General features: G+C 75.6%; 22 protein-coding genes. 8 read left to right on the top strand and 14 right to left on the bottom strand.

Features of this window, described 5'->3' with window-relative positions; genetic code table 11:
* From JD78_RS19435 to JD78_RS19420, 4 genes are all read right to left on the bottom strand, one after another.
* A complete protein-coding gene (locus JD78_RS19435; RefSeq protein ID WP_228395166.1) occupies positions 1-1,092 on the bottom strand; it encodes a glycosyltransferase family 4 protein in 1,092 nt (363 codons plus the stop codon).
* Positions 1,089-2,414, bottom strand: a complete 1,326-nt coding sequence (locus JD78_RS19430; RefSeq protein WP_153360464.1) for an oligosaccharide repeat unit polymerase — start codon at positions 2,412-2,414, stop codon at positions 1,089-1,091. Before JD78_RS19430 ends, JD78_RS19435 begins: the two co-directional genes overlap by 4 nt.
* A gap of 88 nt (positions 2,415-2,502) precedes the next feature.
* The gene (locus JD78_RS19425) at positions 2,503-3,792 is read right to left on the bottom strand and encodes a teichoic acid transporter (RefSeq protein ID WP_166521333.1); all 1,290 of its coding nucleotides are present in this window, start codon (positions 3,790-3,792) and stop codon (positions 2,503-2,505) included.
* A gap of 3 nt (positions 3,793-3,795) precedes the next feature.
* Positions 3,796-5,259: a hypothetical protein gene (locus JD78_RS19420; protein WP_153360460.1), complete on the bottom strand. Its 1,464-nt coding sequence runs from the start codon at positions 5,257-5,259 to the stop codon at positions 3,796-3,798.
* Positions 5,260-5,471: 212 nt separating this feature from the next.
* On the opposite strand from JD78_RS19420, the gene JD78_RS19415 reads away from it, so the two are divergent.
* Positions 5,472-6,641, top strand: a complete 1,170-nt coding sequence (locus JD78_RS19415) for an acyltransferase family protein (protein ID WP_166521332.1) — start codon at positions 5,472-5,474, stop codon at positions 6,639-6,641.
* A gap of 61 nt (positions 6,642-6,702) precedes the next feature.
* On the top strand, positions 6,703-7,044 hold the full coding sequence (locus tag JD78_RS19410) for a hypothetical protein (RefSeq protein WP_153362687.1): 342 nt from the start codon (positions 6,703-6,705) through the stop codon (positions 7,042-7,044).
* On the opposite strand, the gene JD78_RS19405 is transcribed toward JD78_RS19410, so the two are convergent.
* The 6 genes from JD78_RS19405 to JD78_RS19380 all read right to left on the bottom strand — a co-directional run bounded on the left by JD78_RS19405 (position 7,041) and on the right by JD78_RS19380 (position 12,522).
* Positions 7,041-7,250 carry a hypothetical protein gene (locus JD78_RS19405; protein WP_153362688.1) on the bottom strand — a complete coding sequence of 70 codons (210 nt, stop codon included), beginning with the start codon at positions 7,248-7,250 and terminating at the stop codon, positions 7,041-7,043. The two genes, JD78_RS19410 and JD78_RS19405, sit on opposite strands and share 4 nt — an antisense overlap.
* A gap of 345 nt (positions 7,251-7,595) precedes the next feature.
* The gene (locus tag JD78_RS19400; RefSeq protein ID WP_243731088.1) at positions 7,596-8,426 is read right to left on the bottom strand and encodes a hypothetical protein; all 831 of its coding nucleotides are present in this window, start codon (positions 8,424-8,426) and stop codon (positions 7,596-7,598) included.
* 85 nt (positions 8,427-8,511) lie between these two features.
* Positions 8,512-9,264, bottom strand: a complete 753-nt coding sequence (locus JD78_RS19395; RefSeq protein ID WP_166521330.1) for a 3'(2'),5'-bisphosphate nucleotidase CysQ — start codon at positions 9,262-9,264, stop codon at positions 8,512-8,514.
* Between the two features lie 69 nt (positions 9,265-9,333).
* Complete coding sequence (locus JD78_RS19390) at positions 9,334-9,507, bottom strand: hypothetical protein (protein ID WP_166521329.1); 174 nt, start codon at positions 9,505-9,507, stop codon at positions 9,334-9,336.
* Positions 9,508-9,619: 112 nt separating this feature from the next.
* The gene (locus JD78_RS19385) at positions 9,620-10,996 is read right to left on the bottom strand and encodes a glycine-rich protein (RefSeq protein WP_208104159.1); all 1,377 of its coding nucleotides are present in this window, start codon (positions 10,994-10,996) and stop codon (positions 9,620-9,622) included.
* Positions 10,997-11,202: 206 nt separating this feature from the next.
* The gene (locus JD78_RS19380; protein WP_166521327.1) at positions 11,203-12,522 is read right to left on the bottom strand and encodes a UDP-glucose dehydrogenase family protein; all 1,320 of its coding nucleotides are present in this window, start codon (positions 12,520-12,522) and stop codon (positions 11,203-11,205) included.
* Positions 12,523-12,775: 253 nt separating this feature from the next.
* Here JD78_RS19380 and JD78_RS19375 point away from each other — a divergent pair, with 253 nt between their 5' ends.
* The 3 genes from JD78_RS19375 to JD78_RS19365 all read left to right on the top strand — a co-directional run bounded on the left by JD78_RS19375 (position 12,776) and on the right by JD78_RS19365 (position 15,520).
* On the top strand, positions 12,776-13,879 hold the full coding sequence (locus JD78_RS19375) for an LCP family protein (RefSeq protein ID WP_153362443.1): 1,104 nt from the start codon (positions 12,776-12,778) through the stop codon (positions 13,877-13,879).
* A gap of 110 nt (positions 13,880-13,989) precedes the next feature.
* Positions 13,990-15,003 carry a hypothetical protein gene (locus JD78_RS19370; RefSeq protein ID WP_153362444.1) on the top strand — a complete coding sequence of 338 codons (1,014 nt, stop codon included), beginning with the start codon at positions 13,990-13,992 and terminating at the stop codon, positions 15,001-15,003.
* Between the two features lie 262 nt (positions 15,004-15,265).
* Complete coding sequence (locus JD78_RS19365) at positions 15,266-15,520, top strand: hypothetical protein (RefSeq protein ID WP_153362445.1); 255 nt, start codon at positions 15,266-15,268, stop codon at positions 15,518-15,520.
* Positions 15,521-15,610: 90 nt separating this feature from the next.
* Here the strand turns inward: JD78_RS19365 and JD78_RS19360 are convergent, their stop codons facing one another.
* Entirely contained in the window at positions 15,611-16,879 is a 1,269-nt protein-coding gene (locus tag JD78_RS19360) for an acyltransferase family protein (protein ID WP_153362446.1), read from the bottom strand.
* Positions 16,876-18,864 (bottom strand): glycosyltransferase family 2 protein, encoded by a 1,989-nt coding sequence (locus tag JD78_RS19355; protein ID WP_166521326.1) that lies wholly within the window; start codon positions 18,862-18,864, stop codon positions 16,876-16,878. The genes JD78_RS19360 and JD78_RS19355 overlap by 4 nt, the downstream gene beginning before the upstream one ends.
* Positions 18,865-19,214: 350 nt before the next feature.
* On the opposite strand from JD78_RS19355, the gene JD78_RS19350 reads away from it, so the two are divergent.
* Positions 19,215-19,718, top strand: coding sequence for a GGDEF domain-containing protein (locus JD78_RS19350; protein ID WP_153362732.1), 504 nt, complete (start codon positions 19,215-19,217; stop codon positions 19,716-19,718).
* Between the two features lie 155 nt (positions 19,719-19,873).
* Here JD78_RS19350 and JD78_RS19345 read toward each other — a convergent pair whose 3' ends face one another.
* Complete coding sequence (locus JD78_RS19345; protein WP_166521325.1) at positions 19,874-20,101, bottom strand: hypothetical protein; 228 nt, start codon at positions 20,099-20,101, stop codon at positions 19,874-19,876.
* Between the two features lie 205 nt (positions 20,102-20,306).
* On the opposite strand from JD78_RS19345, the gene JD78_RS19340 reads away from it, so the two are divergent.
* Together JD78_RS19340 and JD78_RS22700 are read left to right on the top strand one after the other, a co-directional pair.
* Positions 20,307-21,122: a glycoside hydrolase family 16 protein gene (locus JD78_RS19340; protein ID WP_166521324.1), complete on the top strand. Its 816-nt coding sequence runs from the start codon at positions 20,307-20,309 to the stop codon at positions 21,120-21,122.
* A gap of 132 nt (positions 21,123-21,254) precedes the next feature.
* Positions 21,255-22,385 carry a glycoside hydrolase family 16 protein gene (locus tag JD78_RS22700; RefSeq protein WP_153359302.1) on the top strand — a complete coding sequence of 377 codons (1,131 nt, stop codon included), beginning with the start codon at positions 21,255-21,257 and terminating at the stop codon, positions 22,383-22,385.
* An 18-nt stretch (positions 22,386-22,403) separates the two neighbouring features.
* Here JD78_RS22700 and JD78_RS19330 read toward each other — a convergent pair whose 3' ends face one another.
* Complete coding sequence (locus JD78_RS19330) at positions 22,404-23,204, bottom strand: serine aminopeptidase domain-containing protein (RefSeq protein ID WP_166521323.1); 801 nt, start codon at positions 23,202-23,204, stop codon at positions 22,404-22,406.
* Between the last annotated feature and the right edge of the window lie 46 nt (positions 23,205-23,250).

Here is a 23,250-nt window from a genome sequence, read left to right as displayed (position 1 = left end):
TCAGCGGGCTCCGGCACGCCGCACCGCCTCCAGGGTCTCGTCGACGACGTCGGCCCAGCCGCGCCGGGCCGGGACGGGGGTGCGCGGGGGTGCCGGGGTGCGCAGGTGCGCCAGCACCGCCTCGGCCCACACCTCCGGCCGGCGGCCGGGCAGCCGCTCCGCGCGGCCGGCGGAGGCCTCGGCCAGCGCCGGGTCCTCGCTGGTGAGCACGGGGGCGCCGAAGGCGAGCGCCTCGGCCGCGGGCAGCCCGAAGCCCTCGGCCAGGCTCGGGCAGAGCACCAGGCGGGCGTGCTCGTAGAGCCAGCGCAGCCGGGCGTCGGAGACGTGCCCCATCGGGGCGACGGCGCCCGCGGCGACCAGCGCGGCGAAGGCATCCCCCCGGTCGCTGGGGCCCCAGCTGTCCGGCCCGACGACGACCAGCACCGCGTCGGGGGCGTGCCGGCGCACCTGCGCCCACGCGTCCACGACCAGCCCGACGTTCTTGCGCGGCGAGGGGTCCCCGACCACCAGCGCGAAGGTGCGCCCGGCGAGCTCGGGCACCTCCTCGGCGGCGACGGCGGTGAGGCTGGAGCCGTCGGGGTGCGGGACGACGACGGCGCGCGGCGCCACCGACGGCAGGTAGGCGGTGACCCGGTCGCGGGTCGCTGCGCTGACGCAGACGAGGGCGTCGGCGGCGCGCAGCGAGGCGAGGTAGGGCCCGCGCACGAGCAACCGCTTGGCCAGGCCGAAGTCGAAGGGCCGGTCCAGGGCGAGCATGTCGTGCACGGTGAGCACGCCGACGCCGGGCACCCCGCGGGGCAGCAGGTGCTTGGTGCCGTGCACGACGTCCATCCGGCCGCCGACCCGGCCGCCGGCCAGCCGCTCGATCGCGGAGCCGGCCGGGCCGTGGCCGGGCAGGGTGTGCACCCGGTCGGGCTCGGCGATGCCGGTGAACGCCGCCTGCGCGCCGGCGCCGGCGAGCACGTGCAGCTCGACGTCGTCGCGGGCGGCGAGGCCGCGGGCGAGCTCCATGACGTAGCGGACCATCCCGCCGCCGGCGCCGGAGGCGGGCACGTGGGTGCCCACCAGGAGGTAGCGCAGCGGGCGGGTCACAGCCGGGCTCCCGTTCGTCGTCGTCGGTTCCGGTGCACCAGCAGGGCCACGGTGACCAGGGCGATCAGGCCCGGGGTGGCCCGGCCCTGGAAGAGGTAGAGGTAGCGGGGCAGCTCGAAGAGGGTGAGCACGACGAGCGGGTAGAGCAGCAGCCCCCAGGTGCGGCCCTCCTGCAGCGAGCGGTAGAGCAGCCCGCAGGCCAGGCCGGCGAGCAGGAAGAACACCAGCCCGCCGAGCAGGCCGAGGTCGACGAACGGGCTGACCACACCGCCGGTGTTGTTGAACTCGGGGTTGCCGAAGGTGGTGAGCGCGTCGGTGTAGGAGCTCTCCTGGTCGACGCCGGTGAGGGTGCGGAACAGGTTCAGGCTGCCCACTCCGGGCGCGGTCCAGAAGGCCGACAGCAGGTCGTAGGGCAGTGAGGCGTCGGTCTGGTGCAGCAGCCGGATCTCGCCGTTGTTGTAGGCGGTGACGTAGTAGCCGGCGAACCGCTCGACGACGAACGTCGGGAACGACTGCCCTCCCTGCGCCTTGTAGAACACCCAGCTGCGCGAGTACTCGAAGGCGGCAAAGACGGCGACCACCAGCGGCAGCAGCACCGCGGGCAGGAACGAGGCGCGGCGGGCGCCGGTGGAGCTCCGGGAGAGCCCGGCGACGAGCACCACGATCAGCGGCACGAGCAGCTCGAGCAGGGCCAACCGCTCGGAGAGGAAGAAGGCCCGGCACAGCGCGAGGAAGAAGACCACGGCCAGCCGGCGCAGGTGGCGGGGGCGCGACGCCGGGTCGGCGACCATCAGCACCCCGGTGACGACGGCGAAGGCGACGCCGAACTGGGTCATCGTGGTCAGCCCGGGAACGGTGCCGAGGGTCTCGCGCAGGCCGACGCCGTAGAGCTCCTGGTCGACCAGGATGTCGACCAGCACGCTCGGGGAGATGCCCGCGCGTGCGCCGGCGAGGAGGAAGGCGACGTAGCCGACCATCACCAGCCAGAAGGTGACCGTGGCGGCGCGGCCGAGCAGCCGCAGGTCGGCCGGGGACAGCGCCGGCCAGTCGGGCACCCGGCGGGCGCGGCCGCGGGCGGCGGGCAGCAGCGCCCCGCCGATGAACAGCAGCAGCCCGACGGTGAACCACAGCGTCCAGTCCAGGGTGAGCACCTTGGGGGTGCGCCACAGCGCGCGGTAGCGGTCGTCGGGGATGGCGTAGGCCAGCCAGGTGGTGGGCAGCGCGACCATGCCGATCAGCGCGACCGGGTTGAGCCACCAGACGCCGACCCGCTGGCCGACGTCCGGCGGCCGGCTGACGCGGGCGCGCAGCGAGGCGGTCACGCCGCTCCCCCGCCGGTGGCGACGATCTCGGTCTCCGGGCTGGCCGGTGCCGCCGCGTCCCGGCCGGCGAGGACGAGCAGGCTGGTCCTCAGGTGGCGGGTGGGCAGCGGTGCGCGGCCGAAGGTGCGCCGGCAGGCGACCACGTAGGAGCCGAACAGCACCGCGGTGGCGACGGCGCTGGCGACCGCCAGCGGCAGCGGGCCGCCGAGCCGGGCGGCGAGCACCGCGGCCGGGACGGCGACGAGCATCGCGACGGTGACCGAGCCGGCCGCGGCCCGCCCGTTGCCGGTGACCACGAGCAGCACCGCGCAGGAGCCGCAGACGGCCATGCCGAGCCCGCCGGTGGCCAGCACGCCGAGGTAGGGGCGGCGTCGCCGAGGCCGTCGCCGTAGAGGGCGAGGGCCTGCGGCCCGAGCAGCCAGGCGAGGGCGACGGCGAGCACGGTGACCGCGGTGCTCAGGGTGGCGCTGGCCGACAGCAGCCGGAACACCCGGGCGTGCTCGCCGGCGGCCCACATCCGGGCGGCGACCGGGGCGATGGCGATGTTGGCCAGCCCCTCGAGCACGGTCACCTGCATGGCCAGCACGCTGGCGGTGGAGTACTCCAGGGCGTCCTGCGCGCCGAAGGCCCAGCCGGCCAGCCACACGTCGCCGCGGCCGACGAGGAACGCGCCGAGCTCGACGGTGAACAGCCACGCCCCGGCGGCGACGGCGGCGAGCATCGGCGCCCACCAGCGGCGGCCGGTGCCCCGCGCGCGCCGGGGCAGCCCCACCAGGAGTGCGGAGAGGACGACGGCCAGCAGCGCCAGCGAGGTGCCCGCGTAGACGGTGAGCAGGGTCAGCAGCGTCGTCGACCCGCCCGAGGCGAGGACGACGACGCCCATGGCGACGAGCGCGATGATCGAGCGGCTGTGGTGGGTGGCTGCCACCGACCAGGGGATGCGGCCGAGCGCGGCGAAGACGTCGCTGACGGTGAGCCGCACGGTCTCCAGCACGATCATCGCCGCGACCAGCAGCACCACCCGGCCGCGGTCGTCCTGCACGACGGCGGTGGCCAGCCAGGCGACGGCGGGTGCGGTGAGCAGGGAGAGGAGCGCGACGGCGCGCAGGTGGGCGACCACCTGGACGGCGACCTCGCCGGGGCCGGGCGCGGCGCTGATGGCCCGGATAGCGCTCTGGCCCAGGCCCAGCCGGCCGACCATCGGGCCGAGCATGAGCGCACCGAGGACGGCGAGGAACCCGGCGGCGGGGCGGGCGTCGAGCGCCCGGACGGCGAGCACCGAGGTGCCGAAGGTGGCCACCAGCCCGAGCACGGCCACGACCATGCGCAGCCCGAAGCTCCGGCGGACCTCCTGGGCCTCCCCGGCTGCCTGGGTCACGGATCAGGCCTCGGTGGAGACGGTGTCCTGCTGAGCAGGGGCGCGCTCACCGGCCGGCTGGGCGTGCCGCGGGGTGGACTCCTGGGGTGCCGGGGCCTGCCCCCGGGTGCCGCCGTGCCGGTGGGCGGTGGTGACCGCGACGCCGGCCAGGGCGGCGCCGGGCTGCCCGCTGACGTCGCGGACGGCGGCGAGCGCGGCCTCCAGGGTGGAGACCCCCTCGCCGACGACGACGACGGCCTGGTCGGCGCGGGCGGCGAACTCGGGGGCGCGCAGCCCGGTGGCGAGCGCCGGGGCGTGCAGCAGCACCAGGCGTCCGGCGGCCCGGTGCCGGGTGACCGCCTGCTCGAGCGCGGTGGCGTCGGCCGGGAGGGCGGTGAGGGTGAGGCCGGGGCTGGGCTCGCGCTCGCCGGCGACGCCGGTGGTGAGCAGGGCGACCGGGGTGCCGCCGGCGGTCAGCGCCCAGGCGAGCTCCCAGGCCACCTCGGCGGCGCCGGCCTTCTCGTCCACGCCGATGACCAGCAGCGCGCCGGTGCCCACGTCGAGCAGCTGCGGGGCGAGCAGCCGGGCGGCGGCGAGCGCGGCGTCGTTCGGGCGGCCCTCGGGCACCCGGTCGGCGCGGGTCCGGACGCTGCCGGCGGGCAGCCGGGGCAGCAGCACCGGGGCGCCGGCGGCGACCAGCAGCCGGGCGTCGAACACCCGGGGCGAGGCGACCCGCCACAGCGCGGCGCCGGCGAGGGCGAGCACGGCGCCGAGCACTGCACCCAGCACGGTGTAGGTCAGGGCGGGCGAGACGCCTGCGGCCTGCTCCTCCGCGGGGGCGCGCAGCACCGGGACGATGCCGGGCACCCGCGCGGCGGCGGCCTCGAGCGCGCTCTGCTGGCCGAGCAGGCGCTGGATCTCCTGGGAGACCGGGCCGACCCCCACGGCGGTGCCGCCGATGGCGTCGATCCGGGCGATGACCGCCTCGCGGGCGGCGTCGAGGGCCGCGGTCGCGCCCCCCTGCCGGCGGGTGACGTAGGCGTCGAGCAGCGCGGTGACGGCCTGCTGGGCCTCGTCGGCGGTGGGCGCGTCGGCGGCGAAGCGCAGCGCGTCGGAGGTGCCGACCTGGGTGACCGAGAGGTCGACGTCGTCGGTGGCGAGCTCGTCGGCCCGCTCGTCGAGCCAGGCGAGCTCGGCGGCGATGAAGTCGCTGTCGTCCAGGCCGACCGGGGGCAGGTCGAGCGGCCCGGCGAGCGCCCGGGCGTCCGGGATCGCCTGGACGGTGGCGCTGGCGCTGGCGCGGTCACCGGAGGCGAGGCCGGCCACCAGGCCGAGCAGCCCACCCACGAGCGCGCCGATCAGCGCGACGGCGAGCAGCCGGGTCCAGGGCGCGGACGGGCCGGGCCAGGTGTCGGCGCGTCCGGGCACGTCACCACCGGCCGGCGACGGCCCCGTGGGGCTCGTGCCGCTGGCTCGACTGGGGCTCATGGGGGTGTCCTCCTCGCACGGGGGCGGGGCGCACCCGCATACAGCGCGTCCGAATATAGGGCGCTGGACGGTCTCGGTGCGCGGCCGGAGCACAGGCGGGGGTCACCCGACCGGCTGACGCGATGACCCAGGTCACAGCGGTGTTTGCGCAGCTCGGCGGCGTTGCTTCCTGGCCGCGCGGTGTTCATGAGCAGCGCTTACTGTCGGCTCCCGTGACACCCAGTGACGCCACCCCCGCCCGGGTGGCGGCCATCGACGTGGCGCGGGCTGTCGCGGTGATCGGGGTGGTGGTGAACCACTCGATCGACGGCATGGTGGGCGCGGGGCTGATCGGCGACGGGCACCCGCTGGAGCGGCTCAACGCGGCGCTGTACGTGTTCCGGATGCCGGCGCTGGCGCTGCTGCTCGGGCTGTTCATCCCGCGGTCGGTGGCCCGGCGCGGGGTCGCCGGATACCTCGCCCACCGGGGTGCGGTGCTGGTGTGGCTCTACCTGCTGTGGTTCGCGCTGCAGAGCTCGATCGAGTCGCTGACCAGTGACTACAAGAACCTGGAGCGCCCCTGGGGCGCGATCGTGCGGGTGTGGGAGCCGTTCGCGCACCTGTGGTTCCTGCCGTTCCTGCTCGTCGCCTCGGCGGTGCTGGCGGTGCTGCAGCCGTGGCGCGGGCGGGCGCGGCAGGTGCTGGCCGGCGGTGGGCTGGTGCTGGTGGGCGTGCTGCTGTGGGGCTGGGACCGCAACGTCGTCGGGCTGACCGGGCTGTCGCTGCTGGCCTTCGCCGCGGTGGGCAGCATGCTCGGGCTGGCCCGGCTCGGCGGGTGGATGCAGCGCTCGGCGGCGGGCTGGGCGGCCGCCGGGGTCGCCGCGGGCGCGGTGTTCCTGGCGCTGCTGCAGCTCGGGCCGGTGCCCGGGACGCTGCCGGAGGACGTGGGGTATCTCACCCGCGCGGTGAGCGCGCTGGCCGCCGCGGCCGGCACGCTGGCGCTGCTCGCCGTCGCGGTGCTGCTGTCGCGGTCCGCTCCGGTGGCGGCGTTCCTGGCCGCGATCGGACGGCGGACGCTGCCGGTCTACCTGGCGCACGTGGTGATCGTGGCCGGGGTGCGGGTGGCGCTGGGGGCGGTGGGCGTCGACCAGCCGGTGGTGATCGTCGTCGTCGCCGTGCTGGCCGGGGTGGGGCTGCCCTTCGCGGCGGCGGTGTTCGCCGACGGCCGGCCGTGGGCGAGCTGGCTGTTCGACCTCCCCGAGCCGCTGCGCCGTCGGCTGCCGCGGCCCCGTGCGCGGCAGCCGCTCCCGGCGCCAGAGCCGAACACGGTGGCGGCGGCCAACGCGGTCGCGCCGCAGAGCGGCCCGCTGCGCGCCGTCCGCCGGGTGCAGCCGGAGAACTGACCGACAGTCCGGGCTCGCTGACCGCCAGAGGGGTGGGCGGAGCTTGTGCAACGGTGCCGGGGTGGTCACGCCCCACCCCGGCACCCGTGAATACCGCAATCAGCTGGTGCGCATCGCGGATCTCACCGTGCTCGAAGACGTCATCCGCGACGTTCGGTTCGAGAGTTGCGTCATCGTCGGCCCAGCCGTGCTCGGACTGATCGATGATGTGACCCTGTCGGGCTGTCGGTTCAACGCGCCAGGGCCTGACGCGCTGCTCTGGCCCGTGTCAGCCAGCCGCGGCTCGGTGGGGGCCGTCGGCTTGGTGAACGTCGAATTCCGCAACTGCGAGTTGCAGAGGATCGGCATCGCCGTTCCCGAGGAGCAGATCGAGCAGTTCCGTGATGACCTCGGTTCGGCCTAGGGCTTGACGGTGAGTCCGTCGCCCTGGCCCATCGACACCGATCGTTCCCCCACGGTCACGTTGGTGAGGGTGAGCCGAGCTCCCCATGCCTTCGTCGGGGGAACAGCAGGAGGCCCGGCCGTCTCGACGGGACCGAGCGACTCGAACCGCCGCATGGTCTCCTCAGCCGAGAGCGACTCGTCGGTGACCCAGTCGCCGGTTGCCATGTGGCAAGTATGACCCTGAGCGTCGTGGCCGCGGTGGTTCACATCGGTGGGTCGACCCATCTGGCTGACTTGACCAGCCACTCGCCACTGCCGTCGTCCTACCAGGGCGTGGGCAGCAGGTAGGCGATCAAGCGCCGACCGCCGGCAGTTGCACCGACCGCGACGACACGACGCCCGTGCTCCGGGTGTTCTTCCCAAGCAGCCCTGGCACGCGCCGGCCACTGCAGCGCCTCGCGAACGTCAGCCAGAGTGCCGCCATGCTCGTGCCGGAGTGTGTGCTCGATCGGCCCGGGACAGCTGACGTCGTGTCGGAGCCGGCCGTCGGCGCATCGCACCGAGTGGCCGCTACCAGTGCAGGTCGCCGGGGCGGCGCTGCGGTGCGGGGGCGTCGACGGTCTCGGCGTCGGCGCGGCGGCGCAGCGCCCAGGCGGCGGGAAGCACCAGCCGCGGCGCGACCCCGACCAGGACGGCGGTGAGGACGGCGACCCCGCCGAGCACCTCCCCGCTCTCCTCGACGAACGTGGCGGCGGCGACCCAGAAGGCGCTCGCGCCGGCCTGGTCGACCAGCGCGGAGACGCCGGAGAGGCCGGCGGCGGCGACGGCGTAGATGGCCAGCGCGGTGAGCACCCGGCGGCGGTCGCGGCGTTCCTTGCGGCTGAGCACGAACAGGGCGGCGATCACGGCACCGGCGACGGCGGCGCTGCCGATCGTGGCGAGCAGCGGGCGGTCGTTGACGCCGAGGGTCCGCAGCGCGTCGACGTGCACGGTGCCGCCGGCCTTGACCTGGGCGATGACCGCGGCGATCAGCCCGACGGCCAGCCACCACGGGCGGCGGCCGGTGGCGCGGGCGGCGCCGAGCAGGGCGGCGAGGGCGGCGGCGGCGAAGAGGGCGGCGACGAACATGCGGGGCACGGCGAGCGGGAGGTCCATCGACCAGAGCCGGCCGGCGCCGCGCTCGTTGCCCGAGGTGCGGACGACGAAGCCGACGGCCTCGAGGCTGATGCCGGTGAGCAGCAGCGCGGCGGAGAGCGGGGGCAGCGGGATGCGCCGGCGGCGGACCCGGGCTGCGCGCGCGGGGGCAGCGCCGAGCACCTCCCGTTCCCGAGCGTCGGCCTCACGCAGCGCGATGCCGATGAGCGGGGCGAGCACCACGGACAGTCCGATCCATCCGACCAACGCCCATCCCCACCACGGCATGTCTCCCCCATCGGCAGGTGCGCGCCGGTGCTTGACCGGTTCGCGACTGCCGATGACGCAGGGATCAGGTGCGCGCGTTCCCCTGCGCCTCGGCGACGGCCGCGAGCACCTGCTCGGCGAGCTCGGGCCGGCAGACGACCAGGTCGGGCAGCCAGGGGCTGGGCCGGTTGTACTGCAGCGGGCTGCCGTCGATGCGGCTGGTGTGCAGGCCGGCGGCGCGGGCGACGGCGACGGGGGCGGCGGAGTCCCACTCGTACTGGCCGCCGGCGTGCACGTAGGCGTCGGCCTGGCCGCGGACGACCGCCATCGCCTTCACCCCGGCCGAGCCCATGGGCACGAGGTCGGCGCGCAGGCGGGTGGCGACCTCGGCGACCATCACCGGCGGCCGGGAGCGGCTGACGGCGAGGCGGATCGGGCCGCCCGCACGGGCGGGCACGGTCGGGGGCCGGCCGGTGTCGATGGTGGTGCCTTCGGCGGGCAGCGCGACGGCGCCGGCGACGAGCTCGCCGAGGGTCCAGAGCGCGACGTGCACGGCCCAGTCGGCGCGGTCGGGCTCGCTGAACTCGCGGGTGCCGTCGAGCGGGTCGACGATCCAGACGCGGTCGGCGGAGAGCCGGGCGGCGTCGTCGGCGCCCTCCTCGGAGAGGACGGCGTCGCCGGGGCAGAGCTCGGCGAGCTGTGCCATGAGGAAGGTGTGCGACTCGGCGTCGCCGGCGGCCTTGCGGGCGGCGGCGTCGGGCAGGCCGCGGTCGCGGACGGAGAGGAGCAGCTTCCCGGCGCGGGTGGCCAGGTCGGCGGCGAGGTCGTGGTCGGACACCGATGGCCTTCCGTCAGGGATGGGGTCGGCCCATCCTGACGGTGCGGACGACGGGGTGGCGCGCGCGGGTCAGGCGGCGCGGCTGGTGGACCGGAAGACCGGCGCCGGACGGCGGCGACGGGCGGTGGCCTCCGTGGCCCGGTGCCGACGGTCCTGCTGGCGACCAGCGTGCCCCAGGGCAGCGGCCACGGGGAGCAGCACCATCGCCAACACGACCCAGCACGCGAGCACCACCAGCAGCATGGGCCCTCTGTGCCCTGGGCCACGCCAGGTCATGCACGCGGCACGGACGATCTCGTCCGGGAAATCGGGTCGGCCGCCCGCGCCCGGCAACGGGCACGGGCGACCGGCCGGTTCAGCCGCGCGCCCGCCGGCGCCGTCCGGCAACGAGCAGGGTGCCGCCGGCGCCGAGCGCGGTGAGGCCGGACAGCAGCGGGACCGCGACGCTGGCGCCGGTGTAGGCGAGGTGGTCACCGCCGGGAGCCGGGGTGGCGGTGAGCTCGACGGTGAACTCGACCGTGGCCACCCGCCCGCTGGCCAGACCGGTGAGCACGGCGCTGTGGCCGCCGGCCTCGAAGTCGGCGGGCAGCGTCACGGTGAACCGGACGACGCCATCGGCGTCGGCGACGGCGGTGCCCAGGTCGATGGGGTCGGAGTGCAGGATGCCGTGCACCGTCTCCCCCGGGGTGAACCCGGTGCCGGTGATCGTCTGCTGGCTGCCCTGCACGATCGTCGCCGCGGAGACCTTCGCCGCCACCGGCCCGTCGGCGACCGGACCGGTCGGGGTGGGAGGCGTCGAGGTCTCCGGCTCGGCCTGCGCGGGAAGCACGTAGCTGATGACGATCGACCCGGAGTGGTCGGTGCTCCAGCCGGTGGTGCCGCCGGCCGGGGCGAGCGATCCGCCGCCGGCACCGCTGGACTCGATGGCCCCGCCACCGCCGCCGTACACGCCGCCACCACCGCCACCGCCACCGCCACCGGCACCGGCACCGGCACCGGCGGGCATGCCGCGGCCGGTGCCGCCGACGCCGTACTCGCCGTGGGAGCCGAACCAGCTCCAGAGGGTGCCGGTGGCCCCGCCGGCGGTGGTGGTGCCCATGGCAGCGGCGTTGGCGCCGTAGCCGTCGTAGGTCCACCCGTTCAGGTCGCCCCAGCCGCCCTCGCGGACGTGCGCGCCACCACCGCTGCCGGCTGCGACGAGCAGCCGGGAGTCCAGGGTGCCGGCCTGGTCCTCGGCCACGGTGCGGATGTCGGAGGCGCCACCGCCACCGGCACCGGAGTCGGTGGTCGCGCCCGGCCCGGCGATCGCGCCGCCGCCCCAGGCGCCGCCGTTCCAGCCGGGGGCACCACCGGGGGCGGAAGCGCCGTCGGTGGCCGTGGTGGCGTCCCCGCCGTTGCCGCCGACCATCACGAACAGCGTCTGCCCGGGGTCGACGTCGAGCGCACCGTCCACCCGCGCCGGCTGGGCGAGGGTGGTGGAGGTGGCGCCGTTCCCACCGACACCGCCGACGGCGACGACGTCGACGGTCTCGACCCCCTGCGGGATGACGAGGGTCTGCGGGGCGCCCGTGTAGCCGTAGGTGCAGGTGACGTGCTGCTGGTCGTCGGCGGTGACGCAGGCCGAGCTCGGCCCCGGCACGGCCCAGGCGGCGGGGGCGAGCGCCGCGGCGCCGACGAGGAGGCCGAGTGCGCCTCCGAGCGGGCCGGCGGAGCGGAGGGCGGAACGGGACACGGGTTCTCCTGCTGCACGGGTGCACCGACCGCGGTGGTCGGCGACCAACCGACCACTGGTTGGCCGTCGCAAGCTACGGAGCGGCGCGCGCCGTTTACGCCCGAACGCGCCGCCCGGCCAGCAGAGCGGGAGCCGCGGTGCTGGTGAGGCACATCGTGACCCGTTCGCGACCCCAGCCGAGCCAGAGTGGAGGCGCTCCGGTCAGGTCAGCCGGCGCGGCGGCCCAGGGCGCGGTAGGTCCAGCCGGCGGCGACCCAGCTGTCGCGGTCGAGGGCGTTGCGGCCGTCGAGCACGCGCTTCTGCCGCACGACCTTGCCGAAGGCGGCCGGATCGAGGTCCTTGTACTGCTGCCACTCGGTGAGCAGCAGGACGGCGTCGGCGCGGTCGGCTGCCTCCTCGGCGCTGCTGGCGACGTCGAGCTGGGGCCAGCTGCGGCGGATGTTCTCCCCCGCGGCCGGGTCGGTGACCAGCACCGCCGCGCCCTGCAGCTGCAGCTGGGCGGCGACGTTGAGCGCAGGCGAGTCGCGGATGTCGTCTGAGTTGGGCTTGAACGCCGCCCCCAGCACGGCGATGCGCTTGCCGACCAGGGAGCCGTCGCAGACCTCGCGGGCCAGGTCGACCATCCGGATCCGGCGGCGCATGTTGATGTTGTCGACCTCGCGCAGGAACGTCAGCGCCTGGTCGGCGCCCAGCTCCCCGGCGCGGGCCATGAAGGCACGGATGTCCTTGGGCAGGCAGCCGCCGCCGAAGCCGAGGCCGGCGTTGAGGAACTTGCGGCCGATCCGGTCGTCGTGACCGATGGCGTCGGCCAGCTGCTTGACGTCGGCGCCGGTGGCCTCGCACAGCTCGGCCATGGCGTTGATGAAGGAGATCTTGGTGGCCAGGAAGGAGTTGGCCGCGGTCTTCACCATCTCCGCGGTGGCGTAGTCGGTGATCACCTGCGGGGTCTGCGCGGCGACGATCGGGGCGTACACCTCGTCCAGCAGCGCGCGGGCGGTGTCGCCGTCGGCGCCGGCGGGCAGGCCGTAGACCAGCCGGTCGGGGTGCAGCGTGTCCTCGACCGCGAAGCCCTCGCGGAGGAACTCCGGGTTCCAGGCCAGGATCGCGCCGGGCACCTTGCTCTCGACCAGCTCGGCCAGCCGGGCGGCGGTGCCCACCGGCACGGTGGACTTGCCGGCGACCAGGTCACCGGGCTTGAGCGCGGCCAGCAGCCCCTCGACGGCCGACTCCACGTAGCGCAGGTCGGCGGCGTACTCGCCGCGCTTCTGCGGGGTGCCCACGCAGACGAAGTGGACGACGGCCTCGGCGGCGTCGGCCATGTCGGTGCTGAACCGCAACCGACCCGACGCGAGCGTGCGGCCGAGCAGCTCCTCGAAGCCGGGCTCGTAGAACGGGGCGCGCGCCTGCTGCAGCGCCTCGATCTTCGGCTGGTCGACGTCGACGCCGACCACGTCGTGGCCCAGTTCAGCCATCGACGCTGCGTGCACCGCGCCGAGGTAGCCACAGCCGATGACCGAGATCTTCATGAGCCCACTCTCTGTTGCCCGGACCGGGTGTCCGGATTCGTACCGGGGAGAACGGTAGGGGGCCGTGCCGGAACGGCGCCACCGGCCGCCGCGCGAACGGGTGACCGACTCCATCACGCCGAGCGACGGGGAGCCCCGGCCGGCACGTGCGGGTGATGGCCCCTTCAGGTGATCGTGCTCGCCGGCAGCCCTGCGGGCCAGGTTGCGCGGTTACCGTGCGTGCAGCCACCTGCCACCGATCACGGGGACCGAGATGACCGAGCGCGGACCGGACGACGAGCCGGCGACGGGCGCGCCGCTGGACGCCGATCACGCAGCCGGCGACGCCTGGGACGAGCAGCCCCGCGGCCGCCGTCGGCTGCGCCGCACGCTGATCAGCCTGGGCGTGCTCGGCCTGGTGCTGGCCCTGGTGGTCGGCGGCGGGTTTTGGTTCTTCCTCAACCGCTACGGCGGCAACGTCGACCGGGTCGGCAACGTCTTCGCCGGCATCGAGGAGGAGAGCCGGCCGGCCGCCGCCTCCCCCACCGCCGAGACGGCGACCGAGGACCCGATCACGTTCCTGCTGGTCGGCTCGGACACCCGGTCGCAGGTCGCACCCGGCGAGGCGCCCGACGCCCGCTCGGACGCGATCATGATCGCCCGGTTCGCCGGTGACCGGGAGCACGCGCAGGTCGTGTCCATCCCCCGCGACTCCTGGGTCAACATCCCCGGACACGGCATGAACAAGATCAACGCGGCGTACGCCTTCGGGGGCCCGACGCTGCTCATCCAGACCGTCGAGCAGCTGACCGGCGTCCGGATCGACCACTACGCCGCGATCGACTTCGACGGCCTGATCCAGATGACCGACGACCTGGGCGGGGTCGACGTCGTCGTCCAGGAGACGACGAGCAACGGGCCGTACACCTTCGAGGCGGGCCTGAACCACCTCGACGGCGACCAGGCCCGGTGGTACGTGGGGCAGCGCTACGACCTGCCCGGTGGCGACTTCGACCGGGTGAAGCGGCAGCAGAACTACCTGCGCGCGATGTTCGGCCAGCTGTTCAGCCGGGACGTGTTCTCCTCCCCTGCCGCGCTCGACGACACCCTGCTGGCGGTGACCAGCGCGGTCGCGGTGGACGACGGGCTGAGCAACGGCGACATGCTCGGCATGGCCTACTCGCTGCGCAGCCTGCGGCCGGCGGACGTCGAGTTCTTCACCGCCCCGGTGCTGGGCACCGGCACCGAGGGCGCGGCCAGCGTGGTCTACCTCGACGACGTGACCGCGCAGCGCATGTGGGGCTACCTGAAGACCGACTCGCTGGGGCAGAACGCCGACGAGTTCAGCGACGAGGCACTGCCGGAGACCCCCCGCTGACGAGACCGCGTGTCGCGCGGAGACACGCGGTCGCGGTCTGTGCACGGGTGACTACGCGCCCTATCTTCTTCATCGCTGGCTGACAGCCGGCGGGGAACAGGGGGAGCACGGTGCACGCCGCAGCACAGGGGCCGGAGACCACGGGCCGCCACCGTCGGATCGATGCGGGCACCACGCTCACCGAGACCGGCCGCCACCGCGCCGTCTCGGCCGAGCCGCAGGCCGCCCCGGCTGCCCCCCGCTACGCATACGGCGCCCCTGACCTGCCCCCTCCCCCGCCGCTGGTCACCCCGCGCACCCCGCGGTACGCCGCGAGCGAGCTGCCCCCGCCCCCGCCGCTGCACACCGGCAGCGCCCGCACCGCCGGGCAGGGCCGCCCCGCCGCGCAGCACCCCACCGGCCAGCGGCGCCGCCCCGAGGCCGCGAGCACGCCCCGCCAACGCACCGGCAGCCGCCTCACCACCCAGATCGTGGCCTGCAGCGCGCTCGTGGTCATGGCGCTGGCCCCGGTGCTCGCCCGCTCCGGCACCGGCCTCGGCCTGCACGACGCCGTCGCGGCCGAGGTGGCCGCCGTCCCCGACCGCGCCGACGACACCCTCGCCGAGCTCGAGCGCGGCAGCGAGCTCAGCGGCAGCACCGCCGGCATCGGCGACGCCTACAGCCGCCCGTCCACCCCCGGCGCCACCCCGGACGACGCCGCGGGCGACTCCGACACCACGGTCATCGAGGTCGCCGACGCCGGCCCGGCCACCGACCAGCCGGTCGCCCCCGCCGACGCCGCGGCCGACCCGAGCAGCCCCGCGGCGCCCGCGCCGGTCGTCGTCGGCCAGCCGGTGCCCGACGCCCCGACGTCCGGCACCCCGACGTCCGGCACGCCGCAGACGCCCGGTGGCACGCCCAAGCCGGTGACGACGACCCCGGTCAAGCCGACGCCGAGCACGCCCACCCAGACGCCGACGCACGCCGCCCCCACGCCGGTCGTCACCACGCCGGCCCCGGTGCCCGTGCTCACGGAGGCGCCGCCCATCAAGGTCCCGCCCCTCACGGCCACGCCCACCCCCTCCCCCACCGACGACGCGGCGGACTCCCCGGCCGGCCTGGTCGGCGACCTGCTCGGCGGCTGAACCAGCCGGCGCCCGGGCTCACGGGGTGCGGCCGAGGAGCGGGGTTCGGCCGGCCCCCGTGCCCGGCCGAACCCCGCGCACCGAGGAAACCCGGAACGGCGCGGCACCGGAAGCGGGAGCGCGCACGTCGTCCCCGCGAACTGGCGCAACGCCCGCAGGTGCGCGCAACCACGCAGGTCAACGACGCGCCCGTGAACGGCTCGTCGTCGTCCGGTTCCGGGCTACCGTCCCTCCGCACCAGCACGGACAACGGGGACCAGCCATGAGCGACACCGCCGTCGGCACGCAGACCACCACGGTCGGAGCGCAGCCCGACCCGTTCGTCGTCCAGGTCAACTGGCTGCTCGGCGCCACCGGCGGCAACGAGCAGCTGGCCCGCCGCTCCGGCAACCGGGTCAGCGTGCGCACCCTCGACAACTGGACCGCCGGCCACTACCCCCGCGACAAGGTCACCGGCGACGTCCCCGGCCAGCAGACGGTCACCAACACCGACATGGCGGTCCCGGTCTGCCGCTGACCGGGGGAGATCAGCGGCAGACCGGGAGCTGGGGACCCGGAGCCAGGCGTAGGGGGGAGGCAGCCCGGCCCCGGGTCGATCAGGAGCGGCTCAGCGAGCCGCAGTGCCGGCCAGCGCCGGCTCGTGCACCGGGACGGCGGGGGCCGACGGCGTCGGGGCGGACCGCTCCGACCACGCCGCCCACGCCCGGCCCGGCACCTCCAGCAGGTGGTAGCTGAGCCAGGCCACCGCGAGGGTCGCCACCAGCATCAGCACCGTCGTCACCGGGAACGCCCAGTCCGAGGAGTCCGGCGGCAGGAAGCCGTAGGCGTCCAGCACCCGCAGCACCGGCTCCTGCCAGATGTAGACCCCGTAGCTGAGCAGCGCGATCCCGCCCGCCCAGCTGCCCGGCACCCGCCCGCCCGGCGTCACCACCGCGGCGACGCCGTCGGCCGTGCGCACCCGGCGGTCGGTCACCGAGGGCAGCAGGTACAGGAAGGCGGCCAGACCCATCGTGCCGTGCGGCCACCAGTCCGGGGTGTTCTCCGGGAACGTCAGCCCGGTGCCCACCAGCAGCACCCCGGCGGTGACGAAGGAGGCCACCACGGCCCAGCGCGGCAGCGCCGGCCGCAGCACCGCCAGCACGGCGAGCACCAGCCCCAGCGCCATCAGGTCCAGCCGGGACAGCGGGCCGAACCAGGTCGACCAGCTGTCCACCGGCCGCTCCAGCCCGAAGTGCATGACCAGCTTGTAGGCCCAGCTGACCGCGGCCAGCGCGCCGGCGACGGCGAGCAGCGCCCGCACCCGTGCCGCCCGGCTGCCCATCCGCCGGCACCACCGCTGCAGCGGGCCGCCGATCACCGCCAGCAGCAGGTAGAAGTGCATCGACACCGCGATGAACCAGGCCGGCCCCAGCGTCCAGAAGATGTAGTCGTCGCTGTAGACCTGGGTGAAGGTCAGGTGCAGCACCAGGTCCGCCCAGTGCCCCGGCAGCCGCGGGTTCGACAGCGCCCACACCACCAGCACCGCCACCACGTAGACCGGCAGCAGGGTCACCGCCCGCTTGCGCAGCAGCGTCCGGCCGCTGGCCACCGGCCCCTCGCCCAGCGCGCCGCGCACCACGGCGCGGGCGGACAGGAACATCGTGACCACGAAGAACGCGTCGACGCCGCCGGCGGCCATCAGCACCAGCGCCCGGTGCCAGAACGCACCACCGGTCCAGTCGGTCATCCCGGTGTAGGCCGAGTGCTGGTAGGCGTGGAACACCAGCACCGCGAAGGCGCCCACCACGCGCAGCCAGGTGATCGGGGCCAGCATCGCCGACCCCCGGCGCCCGCTCGGGGCGCTCGTCATCGCGGTGCTCGTCATCGGGGCGCTCACGCGGCCACCTCCGCGGTCTGCGCGGCCGGGACGACGGTGCCCGTCGTGCGCGGGGTGGTGACCCACCGCCGCTCCCCCAGCCACTCCTTCAGCTGCGCCACCCGGGCGACGACGTTCTTCAGCTCCGCGTACCAGAGCAGGCTCATCAGCGCGTACACCGCGTACCGCCGGGCCGGGGCGCGCAGCTCCGCCGGCGTCGTCCGGTAGGCCACCCAGGTCTGGAACGGCCCGGCCAGCGAGGTGAACAGCAGCGCCAGCACCAGCGAGGGCACGTTCAGCGGGATGCCCGGGGTGCCGTCGAACCAGGTCGACCACACCAGCAGCGGCAGCACGGCCAGGCTCAGCCACGGCGTCACCTCGCGCCAGCCCAGCAGCACCGCGGCCCCGACCCGCTGCCGCAGCGCCAGCCGCGGGCTGGTCACGATCGCGCCGAGCCGGGCCAGCGACACCTGGAACCAGCCCTGCGCCCAGCGGGCGCGCTGCCGCCACCAGCGGGCCACCGTCACCGGCGCCAGCTCCGTGGAGCGCATCTCCGGGTCGTAGACCAGCTCGGCGCCGGCGAGCAGCGCCCGCATGGAGACGTCGATGTCCTCGGTGAGCATGTCGGTGCGCAGCAGCAGCCGGCGCAGCAGGTCGGCGCGGAACCAGCCGTTGGAGCCGCCGAAGATGGCGAACCCGTGCAGCCGCGCGCGGCCCAGGTGGCTCACCCCGTAGATCACGTCGAACTCCCGGGCCACCAGCGCGCTGACCGGCGACTCGTCGCTGTTGCGGATCACGCAGCGGCCCTGCACGACGTCGGCCCCGCCGGCGATCCAGGCCGCGGCCCGGGCGAAGGAGTCCGGCGCCGGGTGGTGGTCGGCGTCGAAGACCCCGATGACCTCACCGCCGGCCACCTGCAGCGCGGCGTTCACGTTCTGCGCCTTCGAGCGGCTGAACGGCACGTGCAGCACGGTCAGCCGCTCGTGCGCCGCCGCCAGCGCCCGCAGCTCCGCCTCGACCGGCAGCGGCCGCGGGGTGTTGTAGGCGACGATCACCTCGGCCTCGGCGTAGTCGACGCGCAGGAAGGCGTGCACCGTCTCGACGATGGTGGCCGCCTCGTTGGGCAGGTCGGCCGGGATCACCGCGGTCAGCCGCGGCCGCCGGCCCTCGGGCAGCGGCGGCAGGGGCGCGGCGGGCAGCGCCAGCACGCTCTCCAGCCACAGCGTGGCCGCGGTGAGCAGCAGCCCCAGGACGACGACCCGGAACACCCAGTCCGCCGGCTCGACGCCCAGCGTCAGCGAGGCCAGGACGACGCCCAGCGGCCAGGTGAGCGCGACCAGGCTGGTCAGCAGCACCTGCCGGCGGGTGCGGTGGCCCAGCAGCCGGCGGCCGGTGTCGGTCTGCGGCGTCCACGCCACCGGGACGGCGTCCAGCCGGGCGCGGGCCTGGCCCGCGGCCTCCAGCGCCTGCGCCACCAGCTCGGGCACCGGGCGCGGCCCGATCGCCGGGGCGGCGCCCCAGCCGACGGCCGGGGTGATCGACAGGGTGGTGCCGGCCAGCGGCACGCCCTCGGCGCGCAGCCGGTCGACCAGCTGCTGCAGCGCCTGCTTCAGCGGGCCCGGACGGCGGGCGCCCACCGGGGCCAGCACCTGCCCGTCGGCGGTGACCACCGGGGCGTCCGCGGCGGGCAGGGCGGTGCGGACGGCGTCGGCGAGCCGCGCGGCGACCTCCCGCACGGCGGCCGGGCCGTGCTCGGCCAGCACCTGCTCGCGCTCGGCCCAGTCGAGCGCCACGACGGTGGCCCGGGGGCGCAGGGAGCGGGGCACCAGCGCGGTCCACGGCGACGGCCGGCCGGGGAGCCCGTCGAGCCAGGCCTGGGCGGGCAGCTCCCGGGGGCCCTGCTGCGCCGGGTGGCGGCGGGCCCGGGAGCCGACACGGACGCGCGGCCGGCCGGCCCGGCGCTGCGCCTCGTCCGCGGACGGCGGTGTGGGCAGGGTCGTGGTCACTCGGTGTCACCCCGGAGGTCGGTCGAGCTCGGTGGCGCCCGCAACGCTGCGTGACCGGCTTCGACGCCGTCCGGGCCGTTCGACCCGCGCACCGCCACTCAACGGGGACATCCGGACGGCCCGGTATCGCCTGATCGGTGGACGGTGTCACGCAACGTCACCCGTTCCGGAGTGACATCACCCACTCGGTCGACGCAGCGTGATCGACCGCTGCTCGTGCGTGACTGCGACGGTGCGTCACGACGTCCACGGTTCCCCGGGAAACGCCGTCGTCCGCCGGTCTCCCTCGGAGGGGTGAGCCGGCCGGGGCGCCGCTCAACCGGGGCCACCACGGGGACGACCAGAGCGGTATGCCGATCGCCCTCAACCCGGTTGCGCCCGAGAGCTCACAGCTCGACGCGGCCGACGCCATCACCCTGCTGCCGCCCCGCGCGGCGCTCTTCGACCGCATCAGCGAGCGCGCCGTCAGCACCGACCGCGCCCCGGCCACGCTGGTCCTCATCGGGCTGCTGCGCCGGGACACCGGCTGGCCGATGCCCGGCTCCCAGCTCGACCAGATCGCGGCGATGTTCTCCCGCTCCGTCCGCGGCGACGACTGGCTGGCCCGCTCCGGCCCGGCCGAGTTCGCCTTCCTGCTGAACGGCCTCTCCCCCGACGCCGAGATCGCCGCGCACCGGCTGGTCGACGCCGTCGCCAACGAGGGTGTTCCCGGCCTCACCGCGGCTGCGGGCATCGCCGGGCTGAGCCCGGAGGCCCCCGCCGGCGAGGTGCACCGCCGCGCCACCCTGTGCCTCACCGCCGCGCGCAGCGTCGGCGGCGGCCAGGTCATCCGCTACAGCGGCACCCGTCGCTGACCTGACCGACTCCCGCCGCGGCGCGGCGGACACCCGGATCGGCATCGTCGCCGCGCCCCCCCCACGGACACTGCCCCGTGTCGCCGAGTCCCGGCGGCGCGGGGCAGTTCGCGTTCTCGGCAGTTCGCGTTCTCGCCGGTCGCGAGCCCAGCAGGTCAGCGCCGGCCGGGCAGCAACCGGCTCAGCAGCGGGCGGGAGTACCGGGCGCACCCGCAGAGCGCGCAGTCGCTGCCGCGGCGGTAGTGCTCGTGCGCGACCTTCCCGTGCCCGCACGACGAGCAGGGCCGTCCGCCGGCCGCCCCCTGCGCACCGGCGGGCACGTCACCGACCGCCGTGAGCGGACGGCGCGGCGGCACCCGTCGCTCGGGCGCGGGATCTGGCACAGGTGGCACCGGAAACACCCTCCGGGGGGAGCGGGACGACGGCGAACCCCGCCGTCGCCCACCCACTGTAGGTCCGTCCACCCCGGTCGGCCCGCCCCCACGCGGAGCGCGGGCGAGCCGACCGGATCAGGTGATCGGCCGCCGTCAGCGGGTAGCCGCGCAGCAGACCGGGCCGTTCCGGGGCCTCCCGTGGTTAAGGTGCCGCATGCCCGGTGGCCGGCCCAGGAGCAGCCAGCCGTTCCGGCGGCTGCTCGCGGGTGCGGCGCTGCTCGGCAGCCAGCTGACCGCCGGGCCCAGCACCGAGCTGCCGGCGTGGGACCTCCCCGGCTGGCAGCTGGTGCTCGCCGAGGACTTCGACTCCCCGGCCGGTCCGGGCCGGTTCGCCACCACCTACCCCGGCTGGGCCGGCTACGACGGCGCCCAGGACACCTCCCGGCACCTGGGCCGCCCGGCGGCCACGCAGGGGCAGTACGACAGCGCCGGCACGACCACCGTGCACGACGGCCTGGTGGACATCCGGCTGCACACCGCGAACGGGACGCCCCGGGTGATGGCGCTGACCCCCACCCCCGACGGCCAGTGGTGGGACGGCTCGACGTACGGGCGGTACTCCGTGCGCTTCCGCACCGAGACCGTGCCCGGCTACAAGGTCGCCTGGCTGCTGTGGCCGACCAGCGACGAGTGGACGGAAGGGGAGATCGACTTCCCCGAGGGTGCCCTCGGCGACGAGATCGCCGGCGCCTCGCACTCCACCGCCGGCGACCCGAGCGTGAACGCCTGGACCGTCGACACCGGCGCGACGATGGCCGAGTGGCACGTGGCCACCATCGAGTGGCTGCCCGACCGGCTCACCTTCACCCTCGACGACCGCTCCTGGACGACGACCGAGCCCACCGCCATCCCGCACCGGCCGATGCGGTGGGTGCTGCAGACCGAGACCGAGCTGACGGCCGGCCCGCCCGACCCCGAGGTGAGCGGTCACGTGTACGTCGACTGGGTGGCGGCCTGGCGACCGGGCTGATCCACCCGATCCAGTGACCCTCCGTCACTGACGGTTCACCATTGGTACGCATGTGACGAAAGTGGAGGGGGTGGCGGACCCTCTCCAATTCGCTCTGTACCTTTTTGGCTACTTCTGGTTACCTGCCTCGCGATGAACAGCACCCGCTTCGCCCGCCGCCGCCGCCGACTCTTCGCCGTGTTCTTCGCCGCCGTGACGACCTTCTGCGGTGCCGGCTTCTCGCTGCACCAGTCCGGCACGACGACCGCCGACGCCGCCGGCGCCCGCCCGTCGGCCACCGCCCCGGCACCGGCCGCCCGGCCCAGCCGGCCCGCCTCCCGCGGCGAGCGCCCCGTGACGTCGCCGTCCGCCGCCGCGCCCTCCACCGCCGTCCCGCAGCCGGGCACCGGCTCCTCCACCGACGCCCCGGCCCCCGCCACCACCCTGCCGCAGACCGGCACCACGCCGGCTCCGGTCGCCCCGAAGCCCTCGAGCAGCGCCCCCGCGCCGAAGCCCGCACCGGCACCCGCCCCGCAGCCCGCGCCGGTCCCTGCGCCCGCGCCGGTGGCCGCGCCCGCACCGGCCCCGGTCAGCACCGGCGAGGCGCTGCCCACCAGCGACCTGCCCGGCTGGGACCTCGTCCTCTCCGAGGGCTTCGACCGCCCCTCGGCGCTGGGCTCCTTCGCCCGCGACTACCGCGGCTGGGCCGGCTACGACGGCGCCCGCGACACCTCGAAGAACGGCCAGTACAACAGCGCCGCCACCACCAGCGTCAGTGGCGGCATCCTGGACAAGCACCTGCACTCCACCGGCTCCGGCGCGCAGGTCATGGCCCTCACCCCGCCGATCGCCAGCCAGACCTACGGCCGCTACGCCGTCCGCTTCCGGATGGACCAGGTGCCCGGCTACAAGGTCGCCTGGCTGCTGTGGCCGGCCAGCGACAACTGGGCCGAGGGCGAGATCGACTTCCCCGAGGGCAGCGTCGGCGGGAAGGCCCACGGCTACTCCCACGACGTCAACGGCAACCCGTCCCGCAACGCCTGGTACATGGACAGCGGCATGTCGATGACCAGCTGGCGCACGGCCGTCATCGAGTGGACCCCCGACTCCGTCACGTTCGCGATGGACGGGAAGACCTGGACCACCACCGACCGGTCGGCCATCCCGACCGACCCGATGCGCTGGGTGCTGCAGACCGAGACCGAGCTGTCCGGCGGGGCCCCCGCCCGCGGCGCCTCCGGCCACGTCCAGATCGACTGGGTCGCCGCCTGGAAGCGCGGCTGACCCCGCGCCGGTCGCCCGTCAGTCAGCCGACGGGCGACCGGCGCCGGTGGTCCCGCCGGCCAGGCCGTCGAACCAGGTGGCCAGGTCGTCGGGCTGGAAGCACGAGGCGTCGACGTGCCCGCCCTGGCACCCCACCACGCTGACCTCCGCGACCCCCTCCAGCCGGGCGATCAGCGGATCGGCGTTCTGCGCCGAGACGACGAAGTCGTCGTCGGCCGCCAGGTAGAACCGCAGGTGCTCCCCCGCGAACTCCTCCGCGGGCAGGTCCGCCGGGTTCTCCGCACCGGTGGGCAGCTCCCCGCCGTAGGCCTGCCGGACCTGCGGCTCGAACTCGCTGCCGACCGTCACCGCCAGGTCGGTCAGCGGCGAGATCAGCGCCGCCCCCGCCAGGTCCGGGATCGCATCGGCGGCCACCAGCTTCAGCCCGGCCACCGCGCCCATCGACTCGGCGATGAGGAACGTGCGCGGCGTCCCGTACCGGTCGGCGAGCTCCTGCGCCAGCGTCACGTAGGACTGCTGCGAGGCCTCGTTGCCGAAGGCGTTGCGATGGGCGTCCGCGGCGGCGACCACGTACCCGTCGTCGACGAGCCGCTCCACCACGCCGGCCTGGTCGCCGTTGGCCAGCGCGGTGTGGTCGCCGTTGAGGCCGTGCAGGTACAGCACCAGGCCGCGGGGCGTGCCCGGCGGCACCACCGCCGTCGCCGGTTCGCCGTCCACCACCAGGTCGACCACCTCGGGGGCCGGGGGCGGCCCCGCTTCGCCCCCACCGCACCCGGCGACGCCGGCCACCACGAGCAGCCCGGCTGCCGCCGCTCGCACCCGCCGACGTGAGGTCACCCACCCGGGTTCCGCACCTGCCTGCACG

Source organism: Modestobacter roseus, from assembly GCF_007994135.1.
Taxonomy (GTDB): domain Bacteria; phylum Actinomycetota; class Actinomycetes; order Mycobacteriales; family Geodermatophilaceae; genus Modestobacter; species Modestobacter roseus.
Note: the sequence above shows the minus strand (reverse complement) of the source record. Positions and strands in the feature narration are given on the sequence as shown.

Coding starts and splice junctions, on each gene's coding strand:
- JD78_RS19340 (WP_166521324.1), top strand. CDS start 20,307: ATGCCCGGTGGCCGGCCCAGGAGCAGCCAGCCGTTCCGGCGGCTGCTC.
- JD78_RS19420 (WP_153360460.1), bottom strand. CDS start 5,259: ATGAGCCCCAGTCGAGCCAGCGGCACGAGCCCCACGGGGCCGTCGCCG.
- JD78_RS19405 (WP_153362688.1), bottom strand. CDS start 7,250: ATGGCAACCGGCGACTGGGTCACCGACGAGTCGCTCTCGGCTGAGGAG.
- JD78_RS19350 (WP_153362732.1), top strand. CDS start 19,215: ATGCCGATCGCCCTCAACCCGGTTGCGCCCGAGAGCTCACAGCTCGAC.
- JD78_RS19365 (WP_153362445.1), top strand. CDS start 15,266: ATGAGCGACACCGCCGTCGGCACGCAGACCACCACGGTCGGAGCGCAG.
- JD78_RS19375 (WP_153362443.1), top strand. CDS start 12,776: ATGACCGAGCGCGGACCGGACGACGAGCCGGCGACGGGCGCGCCGCTG.
- JD78_RS22700 (WP_153359302.1), top strand. CDS start 21,255: ATGAACAGCACCCGCTTCGCCCGCCGCCGCCGCCGACTCTTCGCCGTG.
- JD78_RS19390 (WP_166521329.1), bottom strand. CDS start 9,507: ATGCTGCTGGTGGTGCTCGCGTGCTGGGTCGTGTTGGCGATGGTGCTG.
- JD78_RS19380 (WP_166521327.1), bottom strand. CDS start 12,522: ATGAAGATCTCGGTCATCGGCTGTGGCTACCTCGGCGCGGTGCACGCA.